Below are 26,500 nucleotides of genomic sequence, written 5' to 3'. Positions count from 1 at the left end.
GACCAGACCGAGCGCGATCTGCAATTCACGCGTTTCATAGAGCCGGCGCGGCTTGAGCCCGCGATCGTGGAACGCGGCGAGCACCTGGTCCGCGTAGCTCGGCCGCGGCGCTTTCGGAAAGATGATCATTGTTTCGCTCGTGAGGTCGTGCAGCGACAGCACGGGCTTCGCATCGATCAACGGATGTCCGGTCGGCAGCGCGACGATCATCCGCTCCTCGCGCAGCACGACGCGCCGAATGCTCGGGTCTTCCTGGCGAATCCGGCCGAAGCCGACATCGATGCGCCCTTCTTTGAGCGCCTGGATCTGATCCATCGTCGACATTTCATGCAGGCTCAATTCGACCGCGCTGTTCTCGGTGCGAAAACGCCGGATGATTTTCGGCAGCATCCCGTACAGCGTCGAGCCGACGAAACCGATCGACAGGCTGCGCTCGATCTTGCCGACCCGCCGCGTCATCGCCTCGATTTCGGAAGTCTGCGCGAGCAGTTGAATCGCATGCGAATAGAAGAATCGGCCGGCTTCGGTCAGCTTCAGCGGCCGCGCGTTGCGCTCGAACAATTGCACGCCGAGCGAGTCTTCGAGCTGCTGGATCTGCCTGCTAAGGGGCGGCTGCGCAATGTGCAGACGTTTGGCGGCCCGGGTGATATTCGATTCCTCGGCAACCGCAACGAAATAGCGCAGATGACGCAGTTCCATGGAGATACCTTTTAAGTATCGTCGCGATACTAAATCAGTGTTGGACGACGCAAATCGCGTGCAACTATCCTTCAGTTACCGCTGGCGCATACCGAAATTATACCTCCCGGGCATGGAAAGCCGGTACGGTCCAAAGCGTCGGCCGGTCCCCTGGAGAGGGCGCGAGCACACCTGGCGCCGGGGGGTCAAAGACCAGCGAAGCGTTCAGGAGCAGCAATGAGACATGCTGAAACCGAAGCCTTATCCAAGGGCTTCGCGATCGATTCCCGCCACGCGCAGCGCGTGCGCGCGGGGGTCCATCCGGGCAACAGGCCGGGACTGCCGTGACGAAGGTCGAGAGCATGCGCGCAGTGGCCTGACGCAATACCGGAGGGCACCCGCCGCCCACCACCGCAGCAACCCCAATCGAAGACAAATCGGCCGGTCCGCAGGCAGGCAGGCCGCTCGCGACGCACGTGCGTCGCACGCACACCGACCGTCCGCACCAGGAGACAACCATGATTCCGATTTATCCGGATCGCACGCCGCAACTGAAAAACATCGACGGCTTTCTCGTGGAAGACCGCGAGCGCGGCGATTATCGCTTGCACCGCAGCGCGTTTACCGACGAGCGTCTATTCGAACTGGAAATGCAGCATATTTTCGAGGGCAACTGGATTTATCTCGCGCATGAAAGCCAGGTGCCGAATAACAACGATTACTTCACGACCTATATGGGCCGTCAGCCGGTCGTGATCGCGCGCAACCGTCAGGGTCAACTGAATGCGTTCATCAATTCGTGTACGCACCGCGGCGCGATGCTATGCCGCCACAAGCGCGGCAACAAGGCGACCTATACGTGCCCGTTCCACGGCTGGACCTTCAACAACAGCGGCAAGCTGCTGAAGGTGAAAGACCCGGAAGGCGCCGGTTATCCCGACTGCTTCAACAGCGACGGCTCGCACGACCTGAAGAAACTCGCGCGCTTCGGCAACTATCGCGGCTTTCTGTTCGGCAGCCTGAGCGATGACGTGCCGTCGCTCGAGACGTTTCTGGGCGAAGCCGCGCGCATCATCGACATGATCGTCGACCAGTCGGAAGAAGGTCTGGAAGTACTGCGCGGGTCGTCGACGTACACGTATGAGGGCAACTGGAAGCTCACCGCCGAGAACGGCGCGGACGGTTATCACGTGTCGGCGGTGCACTGGAACTACGCGGCGACGACCAATCATCGCAAGGAAGAAAACGCGCGCGAAGACAAGATCCGCGCGATGGATGCGGGCAGCTGGGGCCGTCAGGGCGGTGGCTTCTATGCGTTCGATCACGGCCACATGCTGCTGTGGACGCGCTGGGCCAATCCCGAAGACCGGCCGAACTTCAACCGCCGTGACGAATTCGCCGCACGCTGCGGCGCCGAACGCGCGGACTGGATGATCCAGAACTCGCGCAACCTGTGCCTCTATCCGAACGTGTACCTGATGGACCAGTTCGGCTCGCAGATTCGCGTGCTGCGCCCGCTGTCGGTCAACAAGACCGAAGTGACGATCTACTGCATCGCGCCGAAGGGCGAAGCCGACGAAGCGCGTGCGCGCCGCATCCGCCAGTACGAGGACTTTTTTAACGTAAGCGGCATGGCGACGCCCGACGACCTCGAGGAATTCCGTGCTTGTCAGCAGGGCTACGCAGCCCGCGCGGTCGAATGGAACGACATGTGCCGCGGTTCGTCGCACTGGATCGACGGGCCCGACGAAGCAGCGCAACGCATCGGTCTGAATCCGGTGATGAGCGGGGTGAAGACCGAAGACGAAGGGCTTTACACGGTGCAGCACCGCTACTGGATCGACACGATGAAAAAGGCGCTGAACGCGCAAGGGAGCCGCGCATGAGCAACATCGCGATCACCGATGTGCAGGCTTTTCTGTACCGCGAAAGCCGTCTGCTCGACGACGAACAATGGGACGAGTGGCTGAGCTGCTATCACCCGGATGCATCGTTCTGGATGCCGTCGTGGGATGACGAGGACAAGCTCGTTACCGATCCGCAGCGCGAAATCTCGCTGATCTACTACCCGAACCGCCAGGGTCTCGAAGACCGCGTGTTCCGCATCAAAACCGAGCGTTCGAGCGCGACGATGCACGATACGCGCACGAGCCACAACGTCAGCAACGTCGAAGTGGAGAGCGAGCAGAACGGCGTGTACACGGTGCGCTTCAACTGGCACACGCTGAGCCACCGCTATCGCACGAATTACAGCTATTTCGGCATGTCGCGCTACGTGATCGACTTCAACGGCGCACAACCGCAAATCCTGAGCAAGTACGTCGTGTTGAAGAACGACTACATCAATCAGGTCATCGATATCTACCACATCTAGCCGGTGCGGCTCAGGAGCCTGCTATGGAACACACGATTGCACTGCAGTTCGAAGACGGCGTGACGCGCTTTATCAACTGCCGGGAGAACGAGACGCTGTCGGATGCCGCGTATCGGCAGAAAATCAACATTCCGCTCGATTGCCGCGAAGGCGCGTGCGGGACCTGTCGCGGACTGTGCGAATCGGGCGCGTACGATCTGCCCGAATCGAGCTATGTCGACGATGCACTGACCCCCGAGGAAGCCGGCCAGCGCTACATCCTCGCGTGCCAGACCCGGCCGCGCTCGGATATGGTGGTTCGCGTGCAGGCGTCGTCGGCGGCGTGCAAGACCGCTGTCGCGCGTTTCGAAGGCACGCTTGCGGCGGTCGAACGGTTGTCGGACTCGACGATCCATTTCTCGATCGATATCGACGGTGCGGGCGCGCCGAGCTTTCTCGCGGGCCAATACGTGAACGTCGAGATTCCGGGCGAGAACGGCGAGCACCGTTCGTATTCGTTCAGCTCGGCACCGGGCGCGGCGCAGGCGGCCTTCGTCGTGCGTAACGTGCGGGACGGCAAGATGAGCCGCTATCTGAGCACGCACGCGCAGCCGGGACAGCGCATCGGCTTCACGGGGCCGTACGGCAGCTTCTATCTGCGCGAGCCGCAACGTCCGGTGCTGTTCCTCGCGGGCGGTACCGGCATCGCGCCGTTTTTGTCGATGCTCGACGTGCTGAAGGCGCGCGGCAACGCGCAGCCGGTGCGGCTCGTATACGGCGTGACCCACGATAGGGACCTGGTCGCGCTGCAACAGCTCGAAGACGCGCAGCGCGCGCTGCCCGATTTCAGCTATCGCACCTGCGTGGTGGATGCGGCCAGCAATCATCAGCGCAAGGGCTATGTGACTGCGCACGTCGAAAGCGACTGGCTCAATAGCGGCGACGTCGATGTCTACCTGTGCGGACCGGTGCCGATGGTCGAAGCGGTGCAGGGCTGGCTGCGCGACAGCAGCATCGAGCCCGCGAATTTCTACTACGAAAAATTCTCGGCGAGCAACGTGGCATGACTTCGACCTCTATCGATCGCTTCAAGGGCAAGGTGCTCGTCGTGACGGGCGCGGGCCAGGGTATCGGCCGCGGCGTCGCGTTGCGCGCGGCGCGTGAAGGCGCGGCGGTGGTGCTGGTCGATCGTGCGCCGATCGTGCACGAGGTGGCCGAGGAAATCACGCGCGAAGGCGGCGCCGCGCGCGCGTTTATCGCCGACCTCGAAACCTATGCGGGCGCGAGCGCGATGATCGCTTTCGCGATCGACGCGTTCGGACGCATCGATGCACTGATCAATAACGTCGGTGGCACGATCTGGGCAAAGCCGTACGAAGAATACGAAGCCGCGCAGATCGAAGCCGAAGTGCGGCGCTCGCTGTTCCCGACGCTGTGGTGTTGCCATGCGGTGTTGCCTCGGATGCTCGCGCGCGGCGGCGGGGCGATCGTCAATGTGTCGTCGATTGCGACGCGCAGTATTTATCGTGTGCCATACGCGGCGTCGAAAGGCGGCGTGAACGCGCTGACCGCGAGCCTCGCGTTCGAGCATGCGCAGCACGGCATCCGGATCAATGCGGTCGCGACCGGCGGCACCGAAGCGCCACCGCGCCGCGTGCCGCGCAACACGGCGCCGCAAAGCGAGCAGGAAGCGGCGTGGTATCAAGGTATCGTCGATCAGACGATCGCGTCGAGCCTGATGCATCGCTACGGCACAATCGACGAACAGGTCGGCGCAATCCTGTTTCTCGCTTCCGATGAAGCGTCGTACATCACCGGTACGGTGCTGCCGGTTGGCGGCGGCGACCAGGGCTGAGCGCGGCGCTTCGGGCGCTCGACAGCAAGCAGCACGCGAACAGAAGGGTTCGCGGCGATGCCGTCGCCGTTGCTGCTCGCGTCTCTTTCGTCTTTCCGTCGCGCGAGGCGGAAAAATCGGTTCAACAAGCGCGGGCAGACGTGACTGTCAGTTGCTCACGCATGTCCGCTCGTTAGCGCGTTGGCTGCTTCGAGAAAGTGCTCGGCGTTCATGGGCCGTCCCAGCAGGTATCCCTGCAGCGAGTTGCAACCGAGCTCGGTCAGCGACTCTTGCTGCTCCTTCGTTTCCACCCCCTCTGCTACCACCGACAAACGCAGTGTGCGTCCGAGTGCAACAATTGCCGACACGATCGCGGCGTCTTCGGAGTCGCCCGCGACGTCGCGCACAAATCCCCGGTCAATCTTCAGCTCCGTTGCAGGCAGACGTTTCAGGTAAAGCAGACTCGAATAACCCGTGCCAAAATCATCGATCGATATTCTTACGCCCATCGCCTTCAACTTCTCGAGCGTTGCAAGACTTGCTTCAACGTCACGCATCGCCGTTGACTCGGTGATTTCAAGCATCAGATGGTGAGGGTCGAGCCGGTGGAGGGCAAGCGTGTCTGCGACTGTCTGCACAAGCGCGGTATGGGCAAACTGCAGTGGGGACAGGTTCACCGACATCGTCCAGTCGGTGTTGCCTAGATCGACCCAGGCTCTCATTTGCCGGCAGGCCTCGTCGAGCACCCAATCGCCGATTGACAGGATGAGGCCGGTCTTCTCGGCAACTGGAATGAAATCCCCCGGCTGCAAAAGACCACGGGTCGGGTGGTGCCAGCGTAATAGCGCTTCCGCGCCGACCACTGGGCCGTGCGGGGCTTGGAGTTTTGGCTGGTATTCGAGCACGAGTTCGTTACGCGAGACGGCCGTGCGCAACTCCTGCAGTAACTGCAATTGCACCTGGACGTTTCGCTGCATCGATGCCTCGAAGTAGCAGAACGTAGCCCGCCCAGATGCTTTCGCCGAATACATCGCAGCGTCCGCGGTGGATAGCAGCTCGTGCGGATCGTGGCCGTCCCCGGGATACATGGAGATGCCAATGCTGCCCGACACGCGTAGTTCATAACCGCCGGCGTGCACCGGAAGGTCTATTGAACGCAGCAGATCCGTAGCCAGCGCTCCAGCGTCGGCCGCTTCAGCAACGCGCACGATGAGAGCGAATTCATCTCCGCCGAGGCGTGCGACAGTGTCATTGCGGCGGATCGATTTCTGGATGCGTTGCGCGATATCGACGAGCAGAAGATCGCCGATGTGGTGGCCATAGGCGTCGTTGACGGCTTTGAAGCCGTCGAGATCGAGGAACATCAGCGCAAAACATGCGTGCTCGCGATCAGCCGCGCTAATGGCCTGGTTGAGACGGTCCTCGAGCAGCAAGCGGTTGGGAAGTTTCGTCAGATTGTCGTGCAGCGCGAGATAAGTGAGCTCTTCATTGGCCTGCGCGAGCGAGACGGCCAGCACCGCCGTGCGTGATTCCAGCCGCAAGTCGAGGACCGACGTAATGAGCGCGATGGACAGCACGGCGATGGTCACGACGATGATCACCGGCGCGAGCCACATGCTGCTGACGCCGTCGCGTGCCGCGCTGCACACGCTGCCGACCGGAAATTCAGCGGCGAACATGCCTGTGTAATGCATGCCGGCAATGGCGGCGCCCATTACCACTGCGGCGCCTGCCCTGAGCAGACGAGTGTGGCCACCGTCGCTGCGTAGACGGAACGCGATCCATTGTGCGGCGGCGGATGCGGCGATTGCGATCAGCAGCGACGCAGCCCAAAGCAGCGGGTCGTAGGTGATGCCCGGTTTCATCCGCATTGCGGCCATGCCGGTGTAATGCATCGACGCGACACCTGCGCCCATCACGACGGCGCCTGCTATCAGTCGTTTCCAGGGCAACGTCGGCTGACAAACCGTCCAGAGCGCAAACGCGGAAAGCGCGATAGCGATAAGGAGGGAAAGCGCGGTAATCGCCGTGTCATAGCCGATCGGAATCGGCAAGCTGAACGCGAGCATGCCGACGAAATGCATCGACCAGATGCCGAGGCCCATCGCGGCGGCACCGCCTGCCAGCCACCAGTGCGCAGCTTTGCCGGTCGCCCTGGTGACGCGGCCGGCCATGTCCAACGCGGTGTAAGAGGCCAGGACAGCGACGAAAATGGACGCGACGACTAGCGACGAATTGTAGCTGCCGACCAGCATAGGGTTTGTTCTGTTGTAGTAATGGTTGCAGGAATTCGCCGCTCTCTTTTCCTGTGGGTGTGGAAAGCGACTACGAGACTGTTATAACGACTCGCACCGGCAGGACTTTAGCCGACTTACACACAAGAAGGCCAGCCCGCTGTGCGACCGGTTCTACCTCCGGTCGTCGTCATGACGCCGCTCGCTGAAGCGCTGGAAAACTTTGCGCACATTTCTGCTGACGGTCTAACTGACACTGTCACCGAGCCGCGCGTGACGAGATGGGCAACTACTGGCTGGCGTAACGATTGTCCCTGCGGCGGCCGGTAAGGTTAAACAGGGCCGCTTCAGTAATGGCGGTGCGCTGCCGATAAAACAGAATACTGGCTTCGTCACCAAACTGCGGCGGGGCCCAATATCGCCAGCACCGCAGCGTTTCCCCTTACCCCAGCAAAACTTACAATGTTCAAGTTATCGATCCGAGCGCGGCTTGCGTTCACCATGTGTTTTCTCGGCTTGCTCCTCGCGTCGTCCGTAGGTTTCGGGCTGTACGGTATCAATGCCATCAACGCTTCCGCGAAGGACATCAGCCGCAACTCGCTGCCGGCCATGAACGCGTTGGCGTTTTCGGACATGATGCTGGCTCGTGCGCGCCTTTCGCTTGACCGATATGCTCTTAACCCCGGCGCTGATGATGCCGGTGGGCTGCGCGCACGCGCTGAGAAATTCGTTTCTGAGTCGGATGAGTGGTACAAGAAATACGATGCGACGCCGCGTGGATCGGAGGAAGAGGCACTCGCCAAAGCCGTCGTCGAAGCGCGGTCGCAGTTGGGTAGAACCATCAACGATTTCGGTGCTGCGATCGAAAAACGCGATCAGGCGGCTATCAGTCGTCTATCACTCAAGGAACTCCCGGCATCTTATAACCGGTCCGCCGACGCGTTCCGCCAGCTCAGAGAGTTCGAGATTAGTGACGCCGCGCGTCAGGACGCGGAAAACGACAGCCGCGTCGCGCTGCTGCGCACGCTGGGTTTGCTCGCGCTTGCGACGGGTCTCGCTGCGGCTGTGTTGGGCTGGTTCTTTCTGCGTCGCGCGATCATGGCTCCGCTTGGCGAGGCTCTGGAACATTTCAAGCACATCTCGGCGGGCGATCTGACTCGCGCGATACCGATCAACACCAACGACGAAATGGGGCAACTGCTGGCCGGCGTCTCGTCAATGCAAGAAAAGCTCTCCGCCACTGTGAGCCAGGTCCGAGCAGGCACTGATGCGATCGCGACGGCCAGTGGCCAGATCGCGGCGGGAAACACCGATCTGTCTTCCCGTACAGAACAGCAAGCTGCGTCGCTCCAGGAAACAGCGGCCAGCATGGAACAGCTTACGTCGACCGTGAAGCAGAACTCGGAGAACGCCAGTCAGGCTAGTGGTCTCGCCGATAATGCGAGCGCGGTCGCAAACGAGGGTGCGGCGATCGTCGGGCAGGTCGTCGACACCATGGAAGGAATCGAGGAAAGCTCGGGCAAGATTGCCGAGATAATCGGAATGATAGAAGGCATCGCGTTCCAGACAAACATCCTCGCACTGAATGCGGCGGTCGAAGCGGCCCGGGCCGGTGAGCAGGGCCGCGGTTTCGCCGTCGTCGCCAGCGAGGTGCGCAGTCTAGCGCAGCGCTCGTCGAGCGCGGCCAAAGAGATCAAAGTTCTGATCGACACGTCGGGCAGCAGAGTGAAGGCCGGGACGCAACTGGTTGCCAGGGCGGGGGAGACGATGCACAAGGTCGGCTCGGCGATCCGGCGCGTAACCGACATCATGGGCGAGATCGCGGCGGCATCGCACGAGCAGACGCGCGGCATCGAGCAGGTGAATCAGGCCATTGCCCAGATGGATCAGGTCACGCAACAAAATGCGGCCCTCGTCGAGGAGGCCGCCGCAGCCGCCGGGTCGCTCGAAGATCAGGCTCAGCAGCTGCGCGCTGCTGTCGCTCGGTTTCGGACTAGCCAAACGCACTGATCCTTCGGTGAAGGATTCGGCTTTGGCGCAGAGGGTGCTCCGCGACACCTGTCGCGGTTCCTGAGCGCGCGGCAGCTATCGGTTGGCTGGAATACGGCCGGAGTCAATCAAGCTGGGTCGGCTCGGTAACGGGGGGCGCTCGTCGCGCACCAGTTCGCCGCCGGCCCCCGGGGAGGAAAATACACACGGCGTCGAGTTTCGCGGTGGCGTTTGTCCTTCATACTGTCGGCCCCGAATGACGCAGCCACGTCGCGACACAGGCGCGCATGAGCGCGCTTGAGTATTGTGGCGTTGGCCACCCTCGACCCACACCGCCGATGAATCCCACCGACAGCCAGACACCCTCGGTGCGCGCGCTCGCAGCCGACTGGTCCATTTCCGCCATCGTGGCGGGCTTTCTGGCCGTGCTGATTTCCTACTCCGGCCCGCTCGTGATCTTCTTTCAGGCCGCGCAGGCGGCCCATGTGCCCAACGAGATGGTTGCATCGTGGGTATGGGCGATCTCGATCGGCGCGGCGGTCGCGGGGATCTTCGCGAGCTGGAAGCTGAAAGTACCGGTCGTGACCGCGTGGTCCGCGCCCGGCACCGCGTTGCTGGTCGGTCTCTTTCCCGCGTTGACGCTGAACCAGGCGGTGGGCGCGTACGTCACCGCGGCCGTGATCATTCTGCTGATCGGCATAACGGGTTATTTCGACAGGATGGTGCGCAGCATTCCCAAGGGGATCGCGTGCGGGATGATGGCCGGCATTCTGCTGCAATTCGGCATTCACGCATTCTCCGCCGCGGCCTCGATGCCCGGGCTGGGGCTCGGCATGATCGCCGCGTACATCGTTTTCAAACGCCTGCTGCCGCGCTATTGCATCGTGCTGGTGCTGCTGACGGGCGCGGTGCTCGCCATCGTATTGGGCACCGCGCACCCGGGCAATCTGCCGCTCCGGATCACGCAGCCGATCTTTATCAAACCCGAATGGACGTTGAGTTCGACGCTGAGTCTGGCGTTGCCACTGGTGGTCGTCAGTCTGACCGGGCAGTTTCTCCCCGGGATGGCGATTCTGCGCGTGTCCGGGTATCACACGCCGGCCCGGCCGATCATCATCGCAACCAGCATCGCGTCGATCGGCGTGGCGTTTTTCGGCGGCATTACGATCGTGATCGCCGCGATTACCGCCGCGCTGTGCACCGGCGACGATGCGCACGACGATCCCGGCAAGCGCTATGTCGCCGGCATCGCGAACGGTGTGTTCTATCTGATCGGCGGCACGTTTGCCGGCTCGATCGTCGCGTTGTTCACGATGCTGCCGAAGGCGTTCGTCGCAATTCTCGCAGGCCTGGCATTGATCGGCGCGATCACCGCGAACGTGATGGGCGCGATCCAGGACGAGGACCATCGCGAGGCGTCGGTCATCACGTTTCTTTCTACCGCCTCGGGGATGACCTTTCTCGGGCTCGGTTCCGCGTTCTGGGGCATCGTGATCGGCTCGTTCGCCTACCTCGTGCTCAACAAGGTGCGGCGCTAGCCGGCCTGCCGCTGTCTACGCTCGCGACTGTCTTCGCGTATACCCCACCCCACCCCGCCCCATGCCGCCCCATCCCGGCTGAGCACAGAACCCGCTTTGCGCATATTTTTGTTCATGCTACTGTGAATCGAAATCGGTGCGGCTATGCAAATTTACATTCCATACAGTGGCAACCGCACCTAGTTTGGGGGACGTGACGCCGTCACTCCGCCGTAGCACCAGCCAAACGTTTTATTCCTATGCAAGGAGAAAGCGCGGTGACGCAGGTTCCGATTGACCGTGGCAACGTCGTTTCCGCGCGCTCGTTCTCCCGCCCACGTTTTGTTCCGGCAGCCTGGCTCGTCAGGGCAGGCGTCACGCTGATCTATCTGTTCATGTTGAGCCCGCTGATCTTCGTGATCTGGCTGAGCTTCTTCAAAGACGCCATCATTACTTTTCCGCCGTCCGGCTACACGATGTCGTGGTACGTGAACGCATGGCACAACGATGCGTTCGCCAATGGTTTCCTGCTGTCGATGAAACTCGCCGCGGGGGCGGCGATCGGCGGCGTAGTACTCGGTGTCGGCGCATCGCTCGCGCTCGCGCGCTACCGGTTTCCGGGGCGGCGCGCGGTCGGCAACGTACTGCTGCTGCCGCTCGTGGTGCCTGGTATCGTCGCCGGCATCGCCACCTATCTGTTCTATCTGCGCGCCGAAAACGCGCTCGATACCGACATCGTCGGCACCTTCGGCGGCCTGCTGGTCGCGCATATCTGCCTGACGATTCCATGGACGATCCGGCTCGTCACCGCGAGCCTCGGCCAGATCGACGAGACCGTCGAGGAAGCGGCGCGCAATCTCGGCGCCGGGCCTTGGCGCACGTTGTGGCGCGTCACGCTGCCGATGCTGCGGCCGGCGATCGTCGCATCCGCCTTGTTCGGCTTTATCGTTTCATTCGAAAACCTCGAGATGACACTGCCGCTCGTCGGTCCGGGCAAAACCACGTTGCCGATCGCGATCATGCAGTACCTCGAGTTCAATCTCGACCCCACCATTGCGGCGGTTTCAGCCGCGCAGATCGTGCTGCTCGGCATCGTCATGCTGATCACCGATCGTTTCGTGAAGCTCGGCAAGGTGATCTGATCATGGCTCAGGTGTCCCTGCGCAATCTGCGCAAGCAATACGGTGAGACGACCGCTGTCGAGAACGTGTCGTTCGATATCGCCGAGGGCGAACTGGTCGCGTTTCTCGGCCCGAGCGGCTGCGGCAAGACGACCACGCTGCGGATGGTCGCGGGTTTCGTCGAGCCGACCGGCGGCGAAATCTGGATCGGCAATTCCGAGGTCACGCGGCTCGCGCCCGACAGGCGCAACACCGGCATGGTGTTCCAGCGTTACGCGCTGTTTCCGCACATGACGGTCGCGCAGAACGTCGCGTTCGGTCTGGAGATGCGGCGCGTGCCGAAGTCGGAGCGCGACACGCGTATTCGCGAAGCGCTCGACATGGTGCAACTGACGCCGCTGGCCGAGCGTTATCCGCGGCAATTGTCCGGCGGTCAACAGCAGCGCGTCGCGATTGCGCGCGCACTGGCAATCCGCCCCGACGTGTTCCTGCTGGATGAGCCGCTGTCGAACCTCGACGCGAAGCTGCGCGTCGAGGTGCGCGAAGAGATCCGCGCGCTGCAACAACGCCTCGGTCTGACGACGATCTTCGTCACGCACGATCAGGAAGAAGCGCTGGCAATGGCCGACCGCGTGGCCGTCATGCATGACGGACGGGTGCAGCAGATCGGCAGCGCCGACGAACTGTACGAACACCCGGCGAATCCGTTCGTCGCGAACTTTCTCGGCCGCATGAATTTCCTCGCGGGGCACGTCGACAACGGGCACTTCATCACGGCGAGCGGCGACCGCATCGCGGTGAAGGCCGCCGCGCCGAATGCCAATACGCTCGGCATCCGCCCGGAGCGTCTGCGGCTCGCGGCGGCGCCGGAGCACAGCGAGGTATCGATTCCAGTGAAGCTCGCCGACAGGATCTATCTCGGCGCGATCGTCGAATTGCGGCTCACGAGCGAACGCGGGCAGAGCCTCGTCGCGCTCGTGCCGAACACCGCGCACGCGGGTGCCGGCGGCTGGTCGCGGGGCGACACGCTGCACGCGTGCTTCAGAACCGAAGACTGCCTGCTTTTTTCCGCCTGAAGGACCCATCAATGAGCCATCAAATCACGCGCCGCACGTTTCTGAAAGCTGCTTCCGGTCTGCTCGTCGCGCCATCGCTCGGATTCGATCCGCGCATGGCACTCGCCGCCGAAGCGTGTCCCAATGTCGTCGTCGGCACGTGGGGCGGCGATTATCTGAATCTGCTCGAACAGAATATCGGCAAGCCGATCATCGAGGCCGCCGGCGGCCGTGTCACCTACGATTCTTCCGACCAGATCGGCCGTATGACGAAGTTGCGCGCGGAAAAGATGTCGCGCCATGGTTCGCTCGACGTCGCCTGTCTCGCCGACATCGACATGTTCGACGTCAATCGTTCGGGTGTGCTCGAACCGCTCGACACCAAACTCGTGCCGAATTCGGCACGCACGATCGAAGCACTGCGCCGCCCGTATTCGATTCCGCACATCTTCAGTGCGATGGTGATCGTCTACAACCCGGAGAAGTTTTCGGCGAAGCCGGATTCGCTGTCGGTCGCGCTCGATCCGAAACTGAAGGGACGGTTGGGCTTTTCCGACATCCTGTACAACTTCAACGTGCTGCAATCGTCGCTCGCCGCCGGGCAGCACAATGGCGATACGGCAGCCGGCATCCAGTTTCTGCGTGAAGTGCGCAAGCAGCAGCCGAAGGTTTATCCGTCCAACGAAGCGGTCGCGGCGGCGTTGAAGAGCGGCGAAATCTGGATGACGTGCATGTGGAAAGCGCGTGCGCTGCAATGGAAAAAGGGCGGCGTGCCGGTCGACTACGTGTTTCCGAAAGAGGGCGGTGTGCCGGTCACGTTCGAGGCGGCCGTGCCGAAGAATGCGCCATCGCGCGCGTGCGGCTTCAACTACCTGAACGCGATGCTCGATGCGCGCGCGCAGGTAGGCTTTGCCGAAACGATGGGCTATGCGCCGACCGTCACCGATGCATCGTTGCCGCCCACGTTGCAGCAGAGCGTCGGCTTCACGAATGCCGAACTGGACCGGCTCGTCAAGGTCGACTACGCGCGCTTCACCGCGGAGAAGCCGGCGCTGCTCGACTTCTGGAACAAGGAATTCAAGCCGGGGCTCTGAACCATGACGACCACAGCACTGGACGCCGCGCCGCGGCGCCGCGACTTCGCCGGGGGCCTGCTCGCATCGCCCGCGATCCTGGTCGTGCTATTCGTGATCGTGCTGCCGGGCGTGCAGCTGGTGCGCTACAGCTTCAATCATTTCGACTCTGTCCAGATGATGCAGGCGGCGTTCACGCTGCAGAACTACGTGCAGTTCCTGACCGATCCGTACTATCACGCGGTGCTGTGGACCACGATCAAGGTGGCCGCGCTGTGCACGGCGCTGTCGCTCGTGTTCGGCTTTCCGGTTGCCTACGTGCTTGCCAAAACGCAAAGCCGCTACAAGAGTCAGCTCGTGATGCTGCTGGTGTTCCCGCTGCTGGTCGGCAACGTCGTGCGCGCGGCCGGCTGGATGGTGATGCTCGGCAACGCGGGCTTCGTCAACGCGATGCTGCTCGCGCTCGGCGTGGTCGATCAGCCGGTGCGCTTGCTGTATACGCCGTTCGCGGTGGTGGCCGGCACTACCGCGGTGGTGCTGCCGTACATGATCCTGACGTTGCAGAGCGTGCTGGAAGGGCTCGACTTTTCGCTCGAGGAAGCCGCGCGCAATCTCGGCGCGAGCTTCGGCCAGACGCTCTCACGCGTGGTGCTGCCGATGGCCGCGCCCGGCATTGCGGCCGGCACGATGCTCGTTTTCATTCTTTGCATGAATGCGTACGCAACGCCGGTTCTGCTTGGCGGCACCGGCATCACGATGATGACCCCCGCGATCTACGACCAGATCGCGAAGGCCAACAACTGGCCGTTCGGCGCGGTGCTGTCGCTGGTGTCGATGATCGTCACCTTTGCACTTGCGCTGCTGTCGCACTGGATCATTCAGCGTCGCTATACGAAGACGATGATGTCCTGAATCCACGGGCGCCGCAGGCTGTCGACTATGAGAGGCGCCTTTTCTCAATGCGTTAGTTCCCGACGGAATAACCGATGCCCATACTCACTGAAGAGACCCGCGCTTACCGTCATCGCCTGATGAAGTCGCTGATGGAGCGGCAGCGTGTGGACGCACTGATCTTCACGTCCGCCGACTTCTTCCAGTGGGCGACCAATTTCCATGTCGACGTGCAAACGTGGGAGCGCCCGATCGCGGTGTGCGTGCCGCTGTCGGGCGAGCCGTTTGCGATCATGAACGAGCTGTCCACGCATCACGTGATGATGGCGCGCGAGCGCGGTCATCTATGGCTCGACCATATCGCGTTCTATTCCGAGCATCCGCGTGTGGTCGAGCGCCAGCCGTTGCTCGCGGAAGTGCCCGAGCTGATCGCCGCGCGTTTGCGCGCCGCCGGGCTGGGCGCATCGCGTATCGGTGTGGAGGCAGCCGGCGGGCCGCTCGGCCGTGCCGCGTCGTTGCTGCCCGACGCGAAATTGCTGCCGATGCTGGCCGAATTGCGGTCATTGCGCTGGGTCAAGCATGCGGAGGAAATCGCGATCATGCGCGCCGCCGCGAGCCTCGCTGACTGGGTGCAGGAACGCTATCGCGAGAACATCCGGCCGGGGCGGCTGGTGCAGGAACTCGACTACCAGATGGCCACGCTGATGGTCACCGAAGGGGGCCGCCGTTTCCCTGGCGAGAACCTCGAAGTGATGCGCTGCTGGACACTGTCCGGGCCCGCGTCTGCGTCGCCGCATGGCGACGGCGCGTCGTGCGGCGCGAAGATCAACGCGGGCGACGGCCTCGTCAATATCGTGATTCCGCGCTTGAACGGTCTCGTGATCGAGAACGAACGCACCTGGTTCTGTGGCAAGCCGAGCGCCGACCAGGCGCGTTTTCACGAAGTCGCGCGCGCGGCCAACGAGGCGGCGGTCGCGGCGGCCGTGACCGGCCGGCCGGTATCCGGCATCGATGCAGCCGCGCAGGCGGTAATCGAGCAGGCGGGCTGCGGCCAGTACGTCCGCCATCGCACGGGACACGGGATGGGCATCATCGGACACGAGTATCCGGACGACATGGCCTTCAACCACCGCGCGCTGCTCGACAACGAGGTCTACTCGGCGGAACCGGGCATCTATGTGTATGGACTCGGCGGCTTCCGTCTCGACGATTCGGTCGTCACCGGCGCCGCGCCCGAACTGCTGACGAATACGCCGCGCACCTTGGCTCACGCGACGATCGATTGAGTTGCGCCAGCGCGTCATCCTTCAACGTTGGACATCACCCGGAAGCTGACCGGGAGGAGAAATGATGGAGTCGATTCTGTTCTCGCACTGCGCGCTGCTCGACCCGGTTGCCGGCGAGTTGCGCGAGGACCATGCGGTGCTGGTGGAAAACGGACGCGTCAAGGAAGTATCGGATCGCCCGATCCGCAGTGCGTCGGCGCGCGAAATCGACGTACGCGGCAAGACGCTGATGCCCGGGCTGATCGATCTGCACGTGCATGTCCATGCGACGCAATTGAATCTCGCGCAGCAGGTCAATCTGCCGAACGTGCTGATCACGCTGAAGTCGTTGCCGATCTTGCAAGGGATGCTGCGGCGCGGCTTTACGACCGTGCGCGATGCGGGCGGCGCGGGCTTCGCGCTGAAGCAGGCGCTCGAACAGGGGCTCGCCGACGGGCCGCGGCTGTTCGTATCGGGCCGCGCGATCAGTCAGACCGGTGGGCACGGCGATATGCGCACCCGCAGCGACTACATCGGCATGGATAGCCCGTGCTCGTGCTGCGCGCGCGTCGGCGCGGTGTCGCGGGTCGCCGATGGTGTCGATGAAGTGCGCCGCGCGGTGCGCGAAGAACTGCAGATGGGCGCGGACCAGATCAAGATCATGGCGTCGGGCGGCGTCGCGTCGCCAACCGATCCGGTCGGCGCATGGGGCTATTCGGAAGACGAGATTCGCGCGATCGTGCATGAGGCGCGCGCACGCGGCACCTATGTGCTCGCGCATGCGTACACGGCCGAGGCGATCACGCGCGCGGTGCGCTGCGGCGTGCGCACGATCGAGCACGGCAATCTGGTCGACGCGGCCGCCGCGCGCGTGATGGCCGAGCACGGCGCATTCGCGGTGCCGACGCTCGTCACGTACGACGCGCTCGCGAACGAAGGCGAATCGCTCGGTCTGCCGGCCGATAGCGTCGCGAAGATCGAGGACGTGCGGCACGCGGGTTTGCGCTCGCTCGAAATCTTCCGCGACGCCGGTGTGCCGATGGGCTTCGGCTCCGATCTGCTCGGCGAATCGCAGCGTCTGCAAAGCGACGAATTCCGCCTGCGCAGCCAGGTGCTGTCGCCGCTCGAGATCCTGCGCAGCGCGACCCTGGTCGGCGCGCAAGTGCTCGGTCAGGAGGGCCAGCTCGGGCAAATCACGCCGGGCGCTTACGCGGACATGCTCGTCGTCGACGGCAATCCGCTCGCGTCGCTCGACTGTCTGCTGGGGCAGGGCGAGCGGATTCCGGTGGTGATGAAGGGCGGTAAAATCCATGCCTTTGATTTGCAGGCGTGACGAGCCGACCGCTCCTGCGGGAGCGGAAAGCGCCGGCGGCCCATGCAATCCGGAGAGAACGGATGGACTTTCGGCATATCGACGCGTTCCGGGCGCTGATGCTCACGCGCACGACCACCCGCGCCGCCCAGGTCATCGGCACGTCGCAATCCGGCATCAGCCGCCTGATTACCGATCTGGAACGCTCGATCAATCTGACGCTGTTCGATCGCAGCCGTGGCCGGCTCGAACCGACCATCGAAGCGCTCGCGCTGTTCGAGGAAGTCGAGCGGCGCTACGCGGGCCTGAACAACATCCGCGAGTTCGCGCTGAGCTTGCGCAATCCATCGACCGCGGTGATTCGGGTGGGTTCGGTGGTGTCGTTCGGGCTCGGTTATTTCGCGCGCGTGATCGCGAACTTTCATCGCCGTCATCCTGCTGTGCAGATCGCACTGACGACCGCCGCGTCCGCGGTGATTCGCGACCAGATCGTGTCGCGCCAGCTCGCGCTTGGCCTCGTCACGAATACGGTCGACGTGGCGGGCACCGATTCGACCGCATTCGCGCAACTCGATGCGATCTGCGCGTTGCCGGCGGGCCATCCGCTCGGCAAGCGCAAGGTCATCAGGATGGCCGATCTGCAGGACCAGCCGATCGTCTCGTACGACCTGCCCGATCTGGTGCGCTGGGGCATGGATCACGTTTTCGCGACCGGGCAGTTGCAATCGCAGGTCGTGGCGATCGCGCCGTATTCGGTCAACATCGCGACGATGGTCAAGGAAGGCCTGGGCATCGGCCTGCTGCATCCGGTATCGGCATACGACTTTCTCGACTCGAATCTGATTCTGCGGCGCTTCGAGCTTGCGATGCCTTTCTATACGCTGAGAATCACACCGCACGGCGCGGCGCCGGCCCCGCATCTCGACGAATTGTCGCGGGTGATGGAGGAGTCGCTCGACGAGGTGATGGCGGCGGTGAACGCGCGGCTGGACTCGACACGCTGAGTCGCCCGCGAGAATCGGTTGTTGCGTCGTACCGGTGCATCAACGTGCCGCACGCGCGCATGGCGGCGTCTTCAGCGAACCACAACATAGAACGATAGTCGGATCGGGCCGCCGAGGCTCGACTTCGTCTTTTTCAGATTGCCTATCTCCTGGAGCGAGTGCATGAATAACATCAACAACCGACGCCGCCGTTTCCTGCAATCGACAGGTGCGCTCGCCGCCGCATCCGCGCTTGGCCCGTTCGCGTCGAAAGCGAACGCGGCGGGCGCCTGTACCGGCCAGATCGTGGTGGGAACGTGGGGAGGGGACTATCAACGCCTGCTGCAACAGAACATCGACCCGCTCGTCACGCCGGGCGGCGGGACGGTCACCTACGCGGTGGGCAGCGCGCTCGCGCGGCAAACGACGATGCGCGCCGAAGCGCACGGCCGCCGCGCGACGATGGATATCTCGCTGCTGCGCGACAACGACATGTTCCAGATGTATTCCGAAGGCACGACCGCGAAGCTCGACGAAGCATTGCTGCCGAATCTCGCCAACGTGATTCCGCAGTTCCGCCGCGGCTACGCGGTGCCGCATATCTTCAGCGCGCTCGTGCTGGTCTACGACACCGACCGCGTGCGCACGCGCCCCGACGGTCTGGCCGCGCTGCTCGACCCCGCGTTCAACGGAAAAATCGGCCTCGTCGACGATCAATACGACTATCTGACGCTGGCGGGCGCGCTTGCATCCGGTGGCAAGGCCAGCGATCTCGCGCTCGGGCAGAAGTATCTGCGCGCGCTGCGCGAAGCGTCGCCGCGCATCTATCCGTCGGTCGATGCGCTGGCCTCGGCGCTCAAGAGCGGCGAGATCGTCGTCACCGTCACATGGAAGGCGCGCACGCTGCAATGGAAAAAAGCGGGGCTCAACGTTGACTACGTGTTTCCGAAGGAGGGCGCGTTGCCGGCCACGTTCGAAGCGGCGGTGACAGCGGGCAGCAAGCAGGCCGGGTGCGCGTTTCCGTATCTGAACGCGATGCTCGATCCGCGTGCGCAGCGCGCGTTCGCTGAAACGATGGGCTATGCGCCGACGATCAAGAATGCCGACTTGCCGCCGTCGTTGCAGCAGGCGGTGGGCTTTTCGGGCGCCGAGCTCGAACGGATCGTACCGGTCGATTTCGCGCTGCTGATGAAGCACAAAACCGACATGCTCGACTTCTGGAACAAGGATTTCCGCGTCGGACTGTAATCGGCTCTCGTCTCTTTTCTGGCCACAGCACATGATTATTCTGACTAACAACGAAGGCAAATCCGGCATCGGCCGGACTGCGCAGATGCTGCGCGACGGCCGCGCCGGGCTCGACGCGGTCGAGGCCGGCATCCAGCTCGTGGAAGATGACGACGAAGTGCGCACGGTCGGCCGTGGCGGCTGGCCGAACCTGCTCGGCGAGGTCGAACTCGACGCGTCGGTGATGGATGGTTCGACGTTGCGCACCGGCGCTGTCGGCGGGCTCAAGGGCTTCCGGCATCCGGTCAGCGTCGCGCGCGCGGTAATGGAGCGCCTGCCGCATGAACTGCTGATCGGCGAGGGCGCCGCGCGCTTCGCGGCCGAAACAGGTGCCGAGCGTTGCGACCTGCTCGCGGATCATTCGCGCAAGGCCTACGCGCGCTGGTTCGACGCCGAAGTCAGCGCGGCCCATAAAGCCGCGTGGCCCAACGTGCCGCTGGAACGCTACTGCCAGAACGCGGTCGATCCGGAGATCGGCAAGGACACGACCGTTTTTCTTGCAATCGATGGCGCGCGCAACGTCGTGACGGGCACCAGTACGTCGGGATGGGGCTGGAAGTACCCGGGCCGCCTCGGCGACAGCCCGCTGATCGGCGCCGGCTCCTACGCCGACAGCCGCTACGGTGCCTGCGCATGCACGGGCGCGGGCGAAATGACGATCCGCGCGGGAACCGCGCGCGCGGTGGTGCTCTATATGAAGATGGGGATGAGCGTCGAGCGCGCGGTGAATGAAGCCGTCGACGATATGCGCGCGTTGAAGGGCGGCTTGATCAGCCGGGTCACGATCCACGCAATCGATGCTGCCGGCAATCACCGCGTGGTGGCGGTCAACGGTCTGCCGGCCAATCACTATTGGCTGTGGACGCCCGGTATGGCGCAGCCGGAGCGCCGTCCGTGCGAACTGATCCAAATTTCGGCGGGCGAGCCGCAGAGCAAGCGGATCGCGATGCAGGTCTATACCGATGTTTGAGTTCGCGTTGGCTGACCAACGGCCGGTTTCGCGCGTGGCGCGGCACCGGCCGGTCGCGTAGGAGCTTGGTTTCAACGGGGCGCCAGATTCAGCTAACCCGCGTCGCCAGAATTGGCCATTCGCATTGCTGGCTTCCCCACGACATCATGGTGCGCACGTCAAACCGGGCGGGGTGAGTTGCGCGTCGAACTGGATCCCGCGATCACCGTTAGCGACTCACATTCGCCAGCGTCTGTTCAGACAGCTTCAAATGCTCGCGTAATACAGGCACCGCACTGGCGGCAAGTGCGCGTACCTCCGGGTCGCTGCCTTGCTGCGCCTGTTCGCTGAAGTGTTTGATGTCGTCCTTATGGTCCGAGACGTTGTGCTCCATGAAGACCTTGTCAAACGTGTGCCCCGTCAGTGGCGTTAGCGCGGCCTGAGTCGCCTTCTGGGTGATCGATATCCCCGTGGGCAACTCGTAGCCCTTTTTGCGCGCGAGGCTTTCGATACGGGCATCGAGCGCTCCGTGGTCGCTGATCATGCGTTTGGCGAACGCCTGCACCGATGTATCCGATGACGTGCGTAGCGCGAGCTGACAGGATTGGATCTCAGCGCGACCATCCTGGATCGCGGACGCAAGAAAATCGGCCGGTTTATCCACATCGTCCGCCTGCGCCAGATTTGCGCCCGCTACCAATACCAGGCAGGCGACCGCGTTGGCCGCAAAGGTGGCGAACCGGACGCGCTTGCAAAGCCGCGGTGCCCGCATCGTTGTCCGCATGTTGCGGGGCTTGGATACATCAATATGCGTTCGCATCAGCCGCTCCTGTGCATGTGCCGGTTCCATGCTTCAGCAATGGGCGTGCCGCAAGAGCCTTCATCGTCATGAAACCGACACACCCAACAGGTGCCCAATCCCGAACGTGAATGCCGCGGCGACGAGCCCGATGACGACCTGCCGAACCGCGGAATACATCGCGCTCCTGCCGTTGAACAACGAGGTGAACATGCCGATGGCTGCCAGCGCGATCACACTGAAGGCAATGCACTGCAGAATTGCCGGCTGGCCAGTCGACCACAGGAACGGCATCGCGGGAAATATTGCTCCGGCCGAAAAAAGACAGAACGACACCGCCGCGGCCGACCAGGGATTTCCGCCCAGTTCCGCCGGGTCGAGCCCAAGTTCCTCGCGGGTCAGCGCATCGAGGGCCTTGTCCTTGTCTTTCATGATTTCCGCAGCAACCCGGCTGGCCTCCTCATAGTCCAGCCCTTTGGCCCGATATATCAGACGAAGCTCATGCTGTTCCGCGTCGGGAGTGTGCTCGATCTCGTCCGCCTCTTTCGCAATCTGTGTCCTCGCGAGTTCGCGGGCATTGGTTACCGACAGCCATTCGCCCAGTGCCATCGAGCAGGCACCCGCGACAATCCCGGCAAGCGCGGTCAACAGGATCGCCTTGCTTTGGGTCCCGGCTCCGGCAACACCCATGATCAGGCAAAAATTCGACACCAGACCGTCGTTAGCGCCGAGTACCGCGGCGCGCAGGTCGTTGCCGGACGATACGCCCCGGTGCCACGACTCGGCCTGCGCGATCTCGGCGCCCTTCGTTGCCTCGGGCTTGCCATCATTTGCCAACCGCTGCACCACGCTCGCGTGGTGACGTTCGTCCTCCGACATCTTCGCGGTGTCGGGACTGCGGGCATATTTGTTCCGGTCGGCGAACTCGGCGGCAGCAAGTGACGGGAGGACAAATCGCGGCCCGAATACATGGACCAGCCCCTTCAGCAGCACCGTCTTCAGCACTGGTCTGGTGCGAACACGCTGGTGATTAGCTCGGAGCTTGTCTGCCCAGACCTTCGCGTGCTCGTGTTCGGACGCGGCTAGTTCGCCAAACGTCCGCTTTCTTTCGGGATCTGTTTCGACTCGCGCGAGCGTCTCGTAGACGGCCGCGCCATGCAGTTCGTCCGCGAGATTGATCCGATAGCGCTTCAGTTCCTGCTTCGATGCCATATGCGATGAGTCCGATAGACGCTGAAGCATACTGCTGCGTCTGGCGCGTCGCGCCGATAACCTCACATTCCGCGATGACCGCGAGTGGAAATCGTTTGCGTTATCTCCCAAGTCATTTAACGCGTTCCGTTTGCTGTCGCATACATAGACGGACAAGCGTTAACGTACTTCAGGAAACCTTCAGCTTGCGCGGCGATATTATGCGCAAACGCGGCGGCCGCGTCCGGGCGCGACTGTCGGGCTGCTTGACGCGCGATACGGCCCGCGTTGCCCGCGCAGATCGGAACACCGCTGCTATCGGGACGATGTTTGGACAAAGGGGGCGCTTGCATGTAATGGCTCGCCAGGCAACCGAGCGCAACGCGGCCCATACACGTTGGGCGCTTTCTTGCAGTTCCGGTCCAGGATTGACTATTCTTTCCCACAGCAACAGACGACGGCAGCCCATCGCCGCGATAAACCCGTGATACCACCGACCGATGCAGCGCGACCCTATCTCTAAAGCCTCCTCAGCGGCCACGCGAATCGCGGCCGGCGACGACAGGACGACGTATGACCGCATCTCCGTTGCGCTGCACTGGATTACCGCGGTCCTTGTGCTGACGCTATTCCTGCTTGCGCAAATCTGGGGCTTCACCCCGCGTCCGACGCGGCACGTGCTGATCGCCGCGCACATGTCGCTCGGCATCCTGCTCACGGCGGTGCTGATCGCGCGAATCAGCTGGCGTTTGTCACCTGGACATCAGGCGCCGCCCGCAAACGCCGGGTGGGTGGAGCATGCCGCGACGACGGTCCATTACCTGCTGTATGTATTGCTGGTTTCTCAGGCGCTGCTGGGATTCGTTCTGCGTTGGTCGGGAAAAGAATCCATGAGCTTTTTTGGACTGCAGATCCCGCCGCCATTCCCGCCGTTTAGCAAGGCGGCTCACCACAACGTTGGAGAGGCACACGATCTGGTCGGATGGACGATCATCGTGTTCGCAGCGTGCCACGCGGCTGCGGCGTTGTTTCATCACTTCTTTTTGCGCGATAACGTGCTGATCCGCATGCTACCGGGTCTGAAGCACAGAGGCGACACATAACCTGTGCAAGATCTCCGGTGACGCCGACGATGCCGGCTCGCGTGGCCTACGGCGTGGCCAGTTGCAAGGCCAGTTGCAAGGCCAATGGCGCGCTAACACCGCGGCAAGTTCGAGCTAACCGCTCAAGCGCTGTCACCGCGCCAAACCTGGCCGGTGACCATTCCACGAATACCTATCCTGCAAGGACCGCCCGTTGAACCTGTCGTTTCTGATCTTTCTAAGCGTGTTGCAAGGCGTCACCGAGCTGTTTCCGGTCAGCAGCCTAGGACACACGCTGCTGGTGCCCGCGCTGTTCGGCATGCACATCGACAGGCATGCGCCGCAATTGCTGCCATTCCTCGTTGCGCTTCACCTGGGCACAGCGTTCGCGCTGCTGTGGTACTTCCGTAAACGATGGTACGCGCTGGTGCACGGCTTTTTCGCGTCGTTCGGCGGCCGGCGCAACGACGACGCGCACATGATGTGGGCGCTGATCATCGGCACGATCCCGGCAGGACTGGTTGGCCTGGTGCTGGAAAAGCGCCTCGAGCTGATCTTCCACGACCTGCGCATCGTGGCGGTCGCGCTGATCGTCAATGGGGTGCTGCTGTTGGCCGGCGACCGCCTGCAACGGGTGCGCGCGCCACAGGCGCCGGAGAAGATGACGTTCCGCCAGGCGTTTTTCGTCGGTCTCGCGCAGATCGGGGCGCTGATTCCCGGTTTCTCGCGCAGCGGCCTGACGATGATCGCCGGCAACGCCGCCGGCCTGACTGCGGAGAAGGCCGCCGAGTTTTCGTTCCTGCTCGGCACGCCGATCATCCTCGCGGCAGGCGTGCTCGAATTGCCGAAGCTTTTCCATGCGCCCGGCCAGCTCGCCGACGCGCTGCTGGGCGGCGTCCTGACCGCAATCGCCGCGTATCTGAGCGTGCGTTTCCTGATGCGCTACTTCGAAGGGCGCGGACGGCTCGCGTCTTTCGGCATCTATTGCGCGATCGCTGGCGTGGTGTTTCTCGGCTGGTTCACGCTGCATCCATAACCGGGCTGAGTTGGTTCGACGTCGCCCGGGACGCTTCCGCGCGCGGGCATCGAGCGTCGTTACCGGGCGCAGCGTGAGGTTGCCGCGATAAGGTTCTAAGCCGGTGCGGGCGTTTGCCAAAGCATCGCAATCTGTTGCGAGTCCTCTGATAGCCGGTTCGCGCTCGAAACTCGCCGAACCGGCGCCGTGCTAAATCTCGTTCCCTTCAGCAGACCTCTGGCAGGCAGGCTTGTTGCTACGCGTATGCACCGATGCATCGAATAACGAAGGCTGACAGACGGGACGCGACATGCACTTGCCGAAGCATCTGATGGTATTACCGGTCGTTGTTGCACTTGCCGCATGTGCACTGGGTCCGTCCGCTTCCGTGGACACCGGTCTAGGCCCGTCTCCGGTTATTGGCCCACCGGCGGGGTCGTCGATTCCGACGGTGAATATCGCGCCCGTGCAATCGCCCCCCGCGGAATTCGCGCCTACCGCCCCCAGCGGATTTGCCGTGACCAAGTTTGCCGGCGGGCTGTCGCATCCGCGCTGGCTATACACGTTGCCGAACGGTGACGTACTGGTCGCCGAAAGCGACGCTCCGCAACAGCACGATGAAGGAAGCGGCCTGTCGGGGTGGATCCGGCGGCAGGTGATGAAGCGCGCGGGTGCAGGCGTGCCGAGCCCTGATCGCATTGTGCTTTTGCGCGATACGCAAGGCAGTGGCACCGCCCAGATGCAGACCGTGTTTTTGCGCCACTTGCATTCGCCGTTTGGCATCGCTTTGATCGGTCACGATCTTTACGTGGCCGACACCGACGCGTTGCTGCGTTTCGACTATACGCCGGGTGCAACGGCGATCGACGGCCCGCCGCTGAAAGTCGCTGACTTGCCGGCCGGTGCGATCAATCATCACTGGACCAAGAACGTCATCGCGGATCATTCTGGCAAGCATCTGTACATCACCGTAGGCTCGAACAGCAATGCGGGCGAGAACGGCATTGCAGCGGAGGTAGGCCGGGCGCGAATTCTCGAGTTCGACGTGCAAAGCGGCAAGTTGCGCGCCTATGCGACCGGACTGCGCAATCCGAACGGCCTCGCCTGGCAGCCGGACAGCGGCGCTTTATGGACGACGGTCAATGAGCGCGACGACCTTGGCAACAACCTGGTGCCCGATTACATGACGGCGGTAAAGGACGGCGCGTTCTACGGCTTTCCCTACAGCTATTGGGGGCAGCACGTCGATACGCGCGTCACGCCGCAACGTCCCGCGCTCGTCGCGACAGCGATTGCGCCGGACTATGCGTTGGGCAACCACACCGCGTCGTTCGGACTGGTCTTTTACGACCGCGATCTGTTCCCCGCTCATTACCGCGGCGGCGCTTTCATCGGCCAGCACGGCTCGTGGAATCGCAAGCCGCACACCGGCTATAAGGTGGTATTCGTGCCGTTCGTGGATGGCAAGCCGGCCGGACTGCCCGAAGATTTCCTGAGCGGTTTTCTCACGCCGGACGGCCATGCGGTAGGACGGCCGGTCGGCGTCGCGCTCGATGCGCGCGGCGCGTTGCTGGTAGCCGATGACGTCGGCAACGCTGTGTGGCGAGTCGCGCCGCGCCGCGATAACGCGTCGGCTCTCTTGCCATCCCCGCGGGAGTAGTCCCCGACACCAGGGCCGATATTGTGATCGCGGGCAACGCCTGCGACTCGGTACCGGTCCCGCCGTCCGTGCGTCACAAATTGTGGTGAATGCCACTGACGAACATCAACTGGTTGCAACGGGAGGTCGGATACTGCCAACGATTGGATCGACGGGTCCCGATGAGCGACAATCCAGCCATCGTCCCTCTCTTGCCGATCGTTATGAAAATC

General features: G+C 63.0%; 22 protein-coding genes. 18 read left to right on the top strand and 4 right to left on the bottom strand.

Annotated features, from left to right (window positions below):
• On the bottom strand, positions 1–699 hold a 699-nt coding region (locus VGH68_RS30025; RefSeq protein ID WP_331607380.1), incomplete at its 3' end, for a LysR family transcriptional regulator.
• Positions 700–1,196: 497 nt separating this feature from the next.
• On the opposite strand from VGH68_RS30025, the gene benA reads away from it, so the two are divergent.
• From benA to VGH68_RS30005, 4 genes are read left to right on the top strand one after another with little or no spacing between them, the layout of a single operon-like run.
• Entirely contained in the window at positions 1,197–2,564 is a 1,368-nt protein-coding gene (benA, locus tag VGH68_RS30020; RefSeq protein ID WP_331607379.1) for a benzoate 1,2-dioxygenase large subunit, read from the top strand.
• On the top strand, positions 2,561–3,052 hold the full coding sequence (gene benB / locus VGH68_RS30015) for a benzoate 1,2-dioxygenase small subunit (protein WP_331607378.1): 492 nt from the start codon (positions 2,561–2,563) through the stop codon (positions 3,050–3,052). The genes benA and benB overlap by 4 nt, the downstream gene beginning before the upstream one ends.
• A 23-nt stretch (positions 3,053–3,075) precedes the next feature.
• Positions 3,076–4,098 carry a benzoate 1,2-dioxygenase electron transfer component BenC gene (gene benC / locus VGH68_RS30010; RefSeq protein ID WP_331607377.1) on the top strand — a complete coding sequence of 341 codons (1,023 nt, stop codon included), beginning with the start codon at positions 3,076–3,078 and terminating at the stop codon, positions 4,096–4,098.
• Positions 4,095–4,886, top strand: coding sequence for a 1,6-dihydroxycyclohexa-2,4-diene-1-carboxylate dehydrogenase (locus VGH68_RS30005; protein WP_331607376.1), 792 nt, complete (start codon positions 4,095–4,097; stop codon positions 4,884–4,886). The genes benC and VGH68_RS30005 overlap by 4 nt, the downstream gene beginning before the upstream one ends.
• 155 nt (positions 4,887–5,041) lie before the next feature.
• On the opposite strand, the gene VGH68_RS30000 is transcribed toward VGH68_RS30005, so the two are convergent.
• Positions 5,042–7,120, bottom strand: coding sequence for a putative bifunctional diguanylate cyclase/phosphodiesterase (locus tag VGH68_RS30000; RefSeq protein WP_331607375.1), 2,079 nt, complete (start codon positions 7,118–7,120; stop codon positions 5,042–5,044).
• Positions 7,121–7,561: 441 nt separating this feature from the next.
• Between VGH68_RS30000 and VGH68_RS29995 the strand changes: the two genes are divergently transcribed.
• The 11 genes from VGH68_RS29995 (at position 7,562) to VGH68_RS29945 (ending at position 20,562) form a co-directional block, all read left to right on the top strand.
• On the top strand, positions 7,562–9,109 hold the full coding sequence (locus VGH68_RS29995) for a methyl-accepting chemotaxis protein (RefSeq protein WP_331607374.1): 1,548 nt from the start codon (positions 7,562–7,564) through the stop codon (positions 9,107–9,109).
• Positions 9,110–9,426: 317 nt separating this feature from the next.
• The gene (locus VGH68_RS29990; RefSeq protein ID WP_331607373.1) at positions 9,427–10,626 is read left to right on the top strand and encodes a benzoate/H(+) symporter BenE family transporter; all 1,200 of its coding nucleotides are present in this window, start codon (positions 9,427–9,429) and stop codon (positions 10,624–10,626) included.
• Between the two features lie 257 nt (positions 10,627–10,883).
• Positions 10,884–11,747, top strand: coding sequence for an ABC transporter permease (locus VGH68_RS29985; RefSeq protein ID WP_331607372.1), 864 nt, complete (start codon positions 10,884–10,886; stop codon positions 11,745–11,747).
• Positions 11,748–11,749: 2 nt separating this feature from the next.
• On the top strand, positions 11,750–12,802 hold the full coding sequence (locus tag VGH68_RS29980; RefSeq protein WP_331607371.1) for an ABC transporter ATP-binding protein: 1,053 nt from the start codon (positions 11,750–11,752) through the stop codon (positions 12,800–12,802).
• 11 nt (positions 12,803–12,813) lie between these two features.
• A complete protein-coding gene (locus VGH68_RS29975; protein WP_331607370.1) occupies positions 12,814–13,875 on the top strand; it encodes an extracellular solute-binding protein in 1,062 nt (353 codons plus the stop codon).
• Positions 13,876–13,878: 3 nt separating this feature from the next.
• Positions 13,879–14,766: an ABC transporter permease gene (locus VGH68_RS29970; protein ID WP_331607369.1), complete on the top strand. Its 888-nt coding sequence runs from the start codon at positions 13,879–13,881 to the stop codon at positions 14,764–14,766.
• 74 nt (positions 14,767–14,840) lie between these two features.
• Positions 14,841–16,031 carry a M24 family metallopeptidase gene (locus VGH68_RS29965; RefSeq protein ID WP_331607368.1) on the top strand — a complete coding sequence of 397 codons (1,191 nt, stop codon included), beginning with the start codon at positions 14,841–14,843 and terminating at the stop codon, positions 16,029–16,031.
• Between the two features lie 64 nt (positions 16,032–16,095).
• Positions 16,096–17,343, top strand: coding sequence for an amidohydrolase family protein (locus VGH68_RS29960; protein WP_331607381.1), 1,248 nt, complete (start codon positions 16,096–16,098; stop codon positions 17,341–17,343).
• A 62-nt stretch (positions 17,344–17,405) separates the two neighbouring features.
• On the top strand, positions 17,406–18,326 hold the full coding sequence (locus VGH68_RS29955) for a LysR substrate-binding domain-containing protein (RefSeq protein ID WP_331607367.1): 921 nt from the start codon (positions 17,406–17,408) through the stop codon (positions 18,324–18,326).
• Between the two features lie 162 nt (positions 18,327–18,488).
• Positions 18,489–19,553 (top strand): ABC transporter substrate-binding protein, encoded by a 1,065-nt coding sequence (locus VGH68_RS29950; protein ID WP_331607366.1) that lies wholly within the window; start codon positions 18,489–18,491, stop codon positions 19,551–19,553.
• A gap of 31 nt (positions 19,554–19,584) precedes the next feature.
• The gene (locus VGH68_RS29945; RefSeq protein WP_331607365.1) at positions 19,585–20,562 is read left to right on the top strand and encodes a N(4)-(beta-N-acetylglucosaminyl)-L-asparaginase; all 978 of its coding nucleotides are present in this window, start codon (positions 19,585–19,587) and stop codon (positions 20,560–20,562) included.
• Between the two features lie 208 nt (positions 20,563–20,770).
• Here VGH68_RS29945 and VGH68_RS29940 read toward each other — a convergent pair whose 3' ends face one another.
• Positions 20,771–21,361: a DUF4142 domain-containing protein gene (locus VGH68_RS29940; RefSeq protein ID WP_331607364.1), complete on the bottom strand. Its 591-nt coding sequence runs from the start codon at positions 21,359–21,361 to the stop codon at positions 20,771–20,773.
• A 66-nt stretch (positions 21,362–21,427) separates the two neighbouring features.
• Entirely contained in the window at positions 21,428–22,552 is a 1,125-nt protein-coding gene (locus tag VGH68_RS29935) for a VIT1/CCC1 transporter family protein (protein WP_331607363.1), read from the bottom strand.
• A gap of 479 nt (positions 22,553–23,031) precedes the next feature.
• On the opposite strand from VGH68_RS29935, the gene VGH68_RS29930 reads away from it, so the two are divergent.
• The 3 genes from VGH68_RS29930 to VGH68_RS29920 all read left to right on the top strand — a co-directional run bounded on the left by VGH68_RS29930 (position 23,032) and on the right by VGH68_RS29920 (position 26,288).
• The gene (locus tag VGH68_RS29930) at positions 23,032–23,634 is read left to right on the top strand and encodes a cytochrome b (protein ID WP_331607362.1); all 603 of its coding nucleotides are present in this window, start codon (positions 23,032–23,034) and stop codon (positions 23,632–23,634) included.
• A 193-nt stretch (positions 23,635–23,827) separates the two neighbouring features.
• A complete protein-coding gene (locus tag VGH68_RS29925) occupies positions 23,828–24,649 on the top strand; it encodes an undecaprenyl-diphosphate phosphatase (RefSeq protein ID WP_331607361.1) in 822 nt (273 codons plus the stop codon).
• Positions 24,650–24,959: 310 nt separating this feature from the next.
• Entirely contained in the window at positions 24,960–26,288 is a 1,329-nt protein-coding gene (locus VGH68_RS29920) for a PQQ-dependent sugar dehydrogenase (protein WP_414697012.1), read from the top strand.
• The last annotated feature ends 212 nt before the right edge of the window (positions 26,289–26,500 follow it).

Source organism: Paraburkholderia sp., assembly GCF_036488505.1.
In the GTDB taxonomy this organism is placed as follows: Bacteria; Pseudomonadota; Gammaproteobacteria; order Burkholderiales; family Burkholderiaceae; genus Paraburkholderia.
Note: the sequence above shows the minus strand (reverse complement) of the source record. Positions and strands in the feature narration are given on the sequence as shown.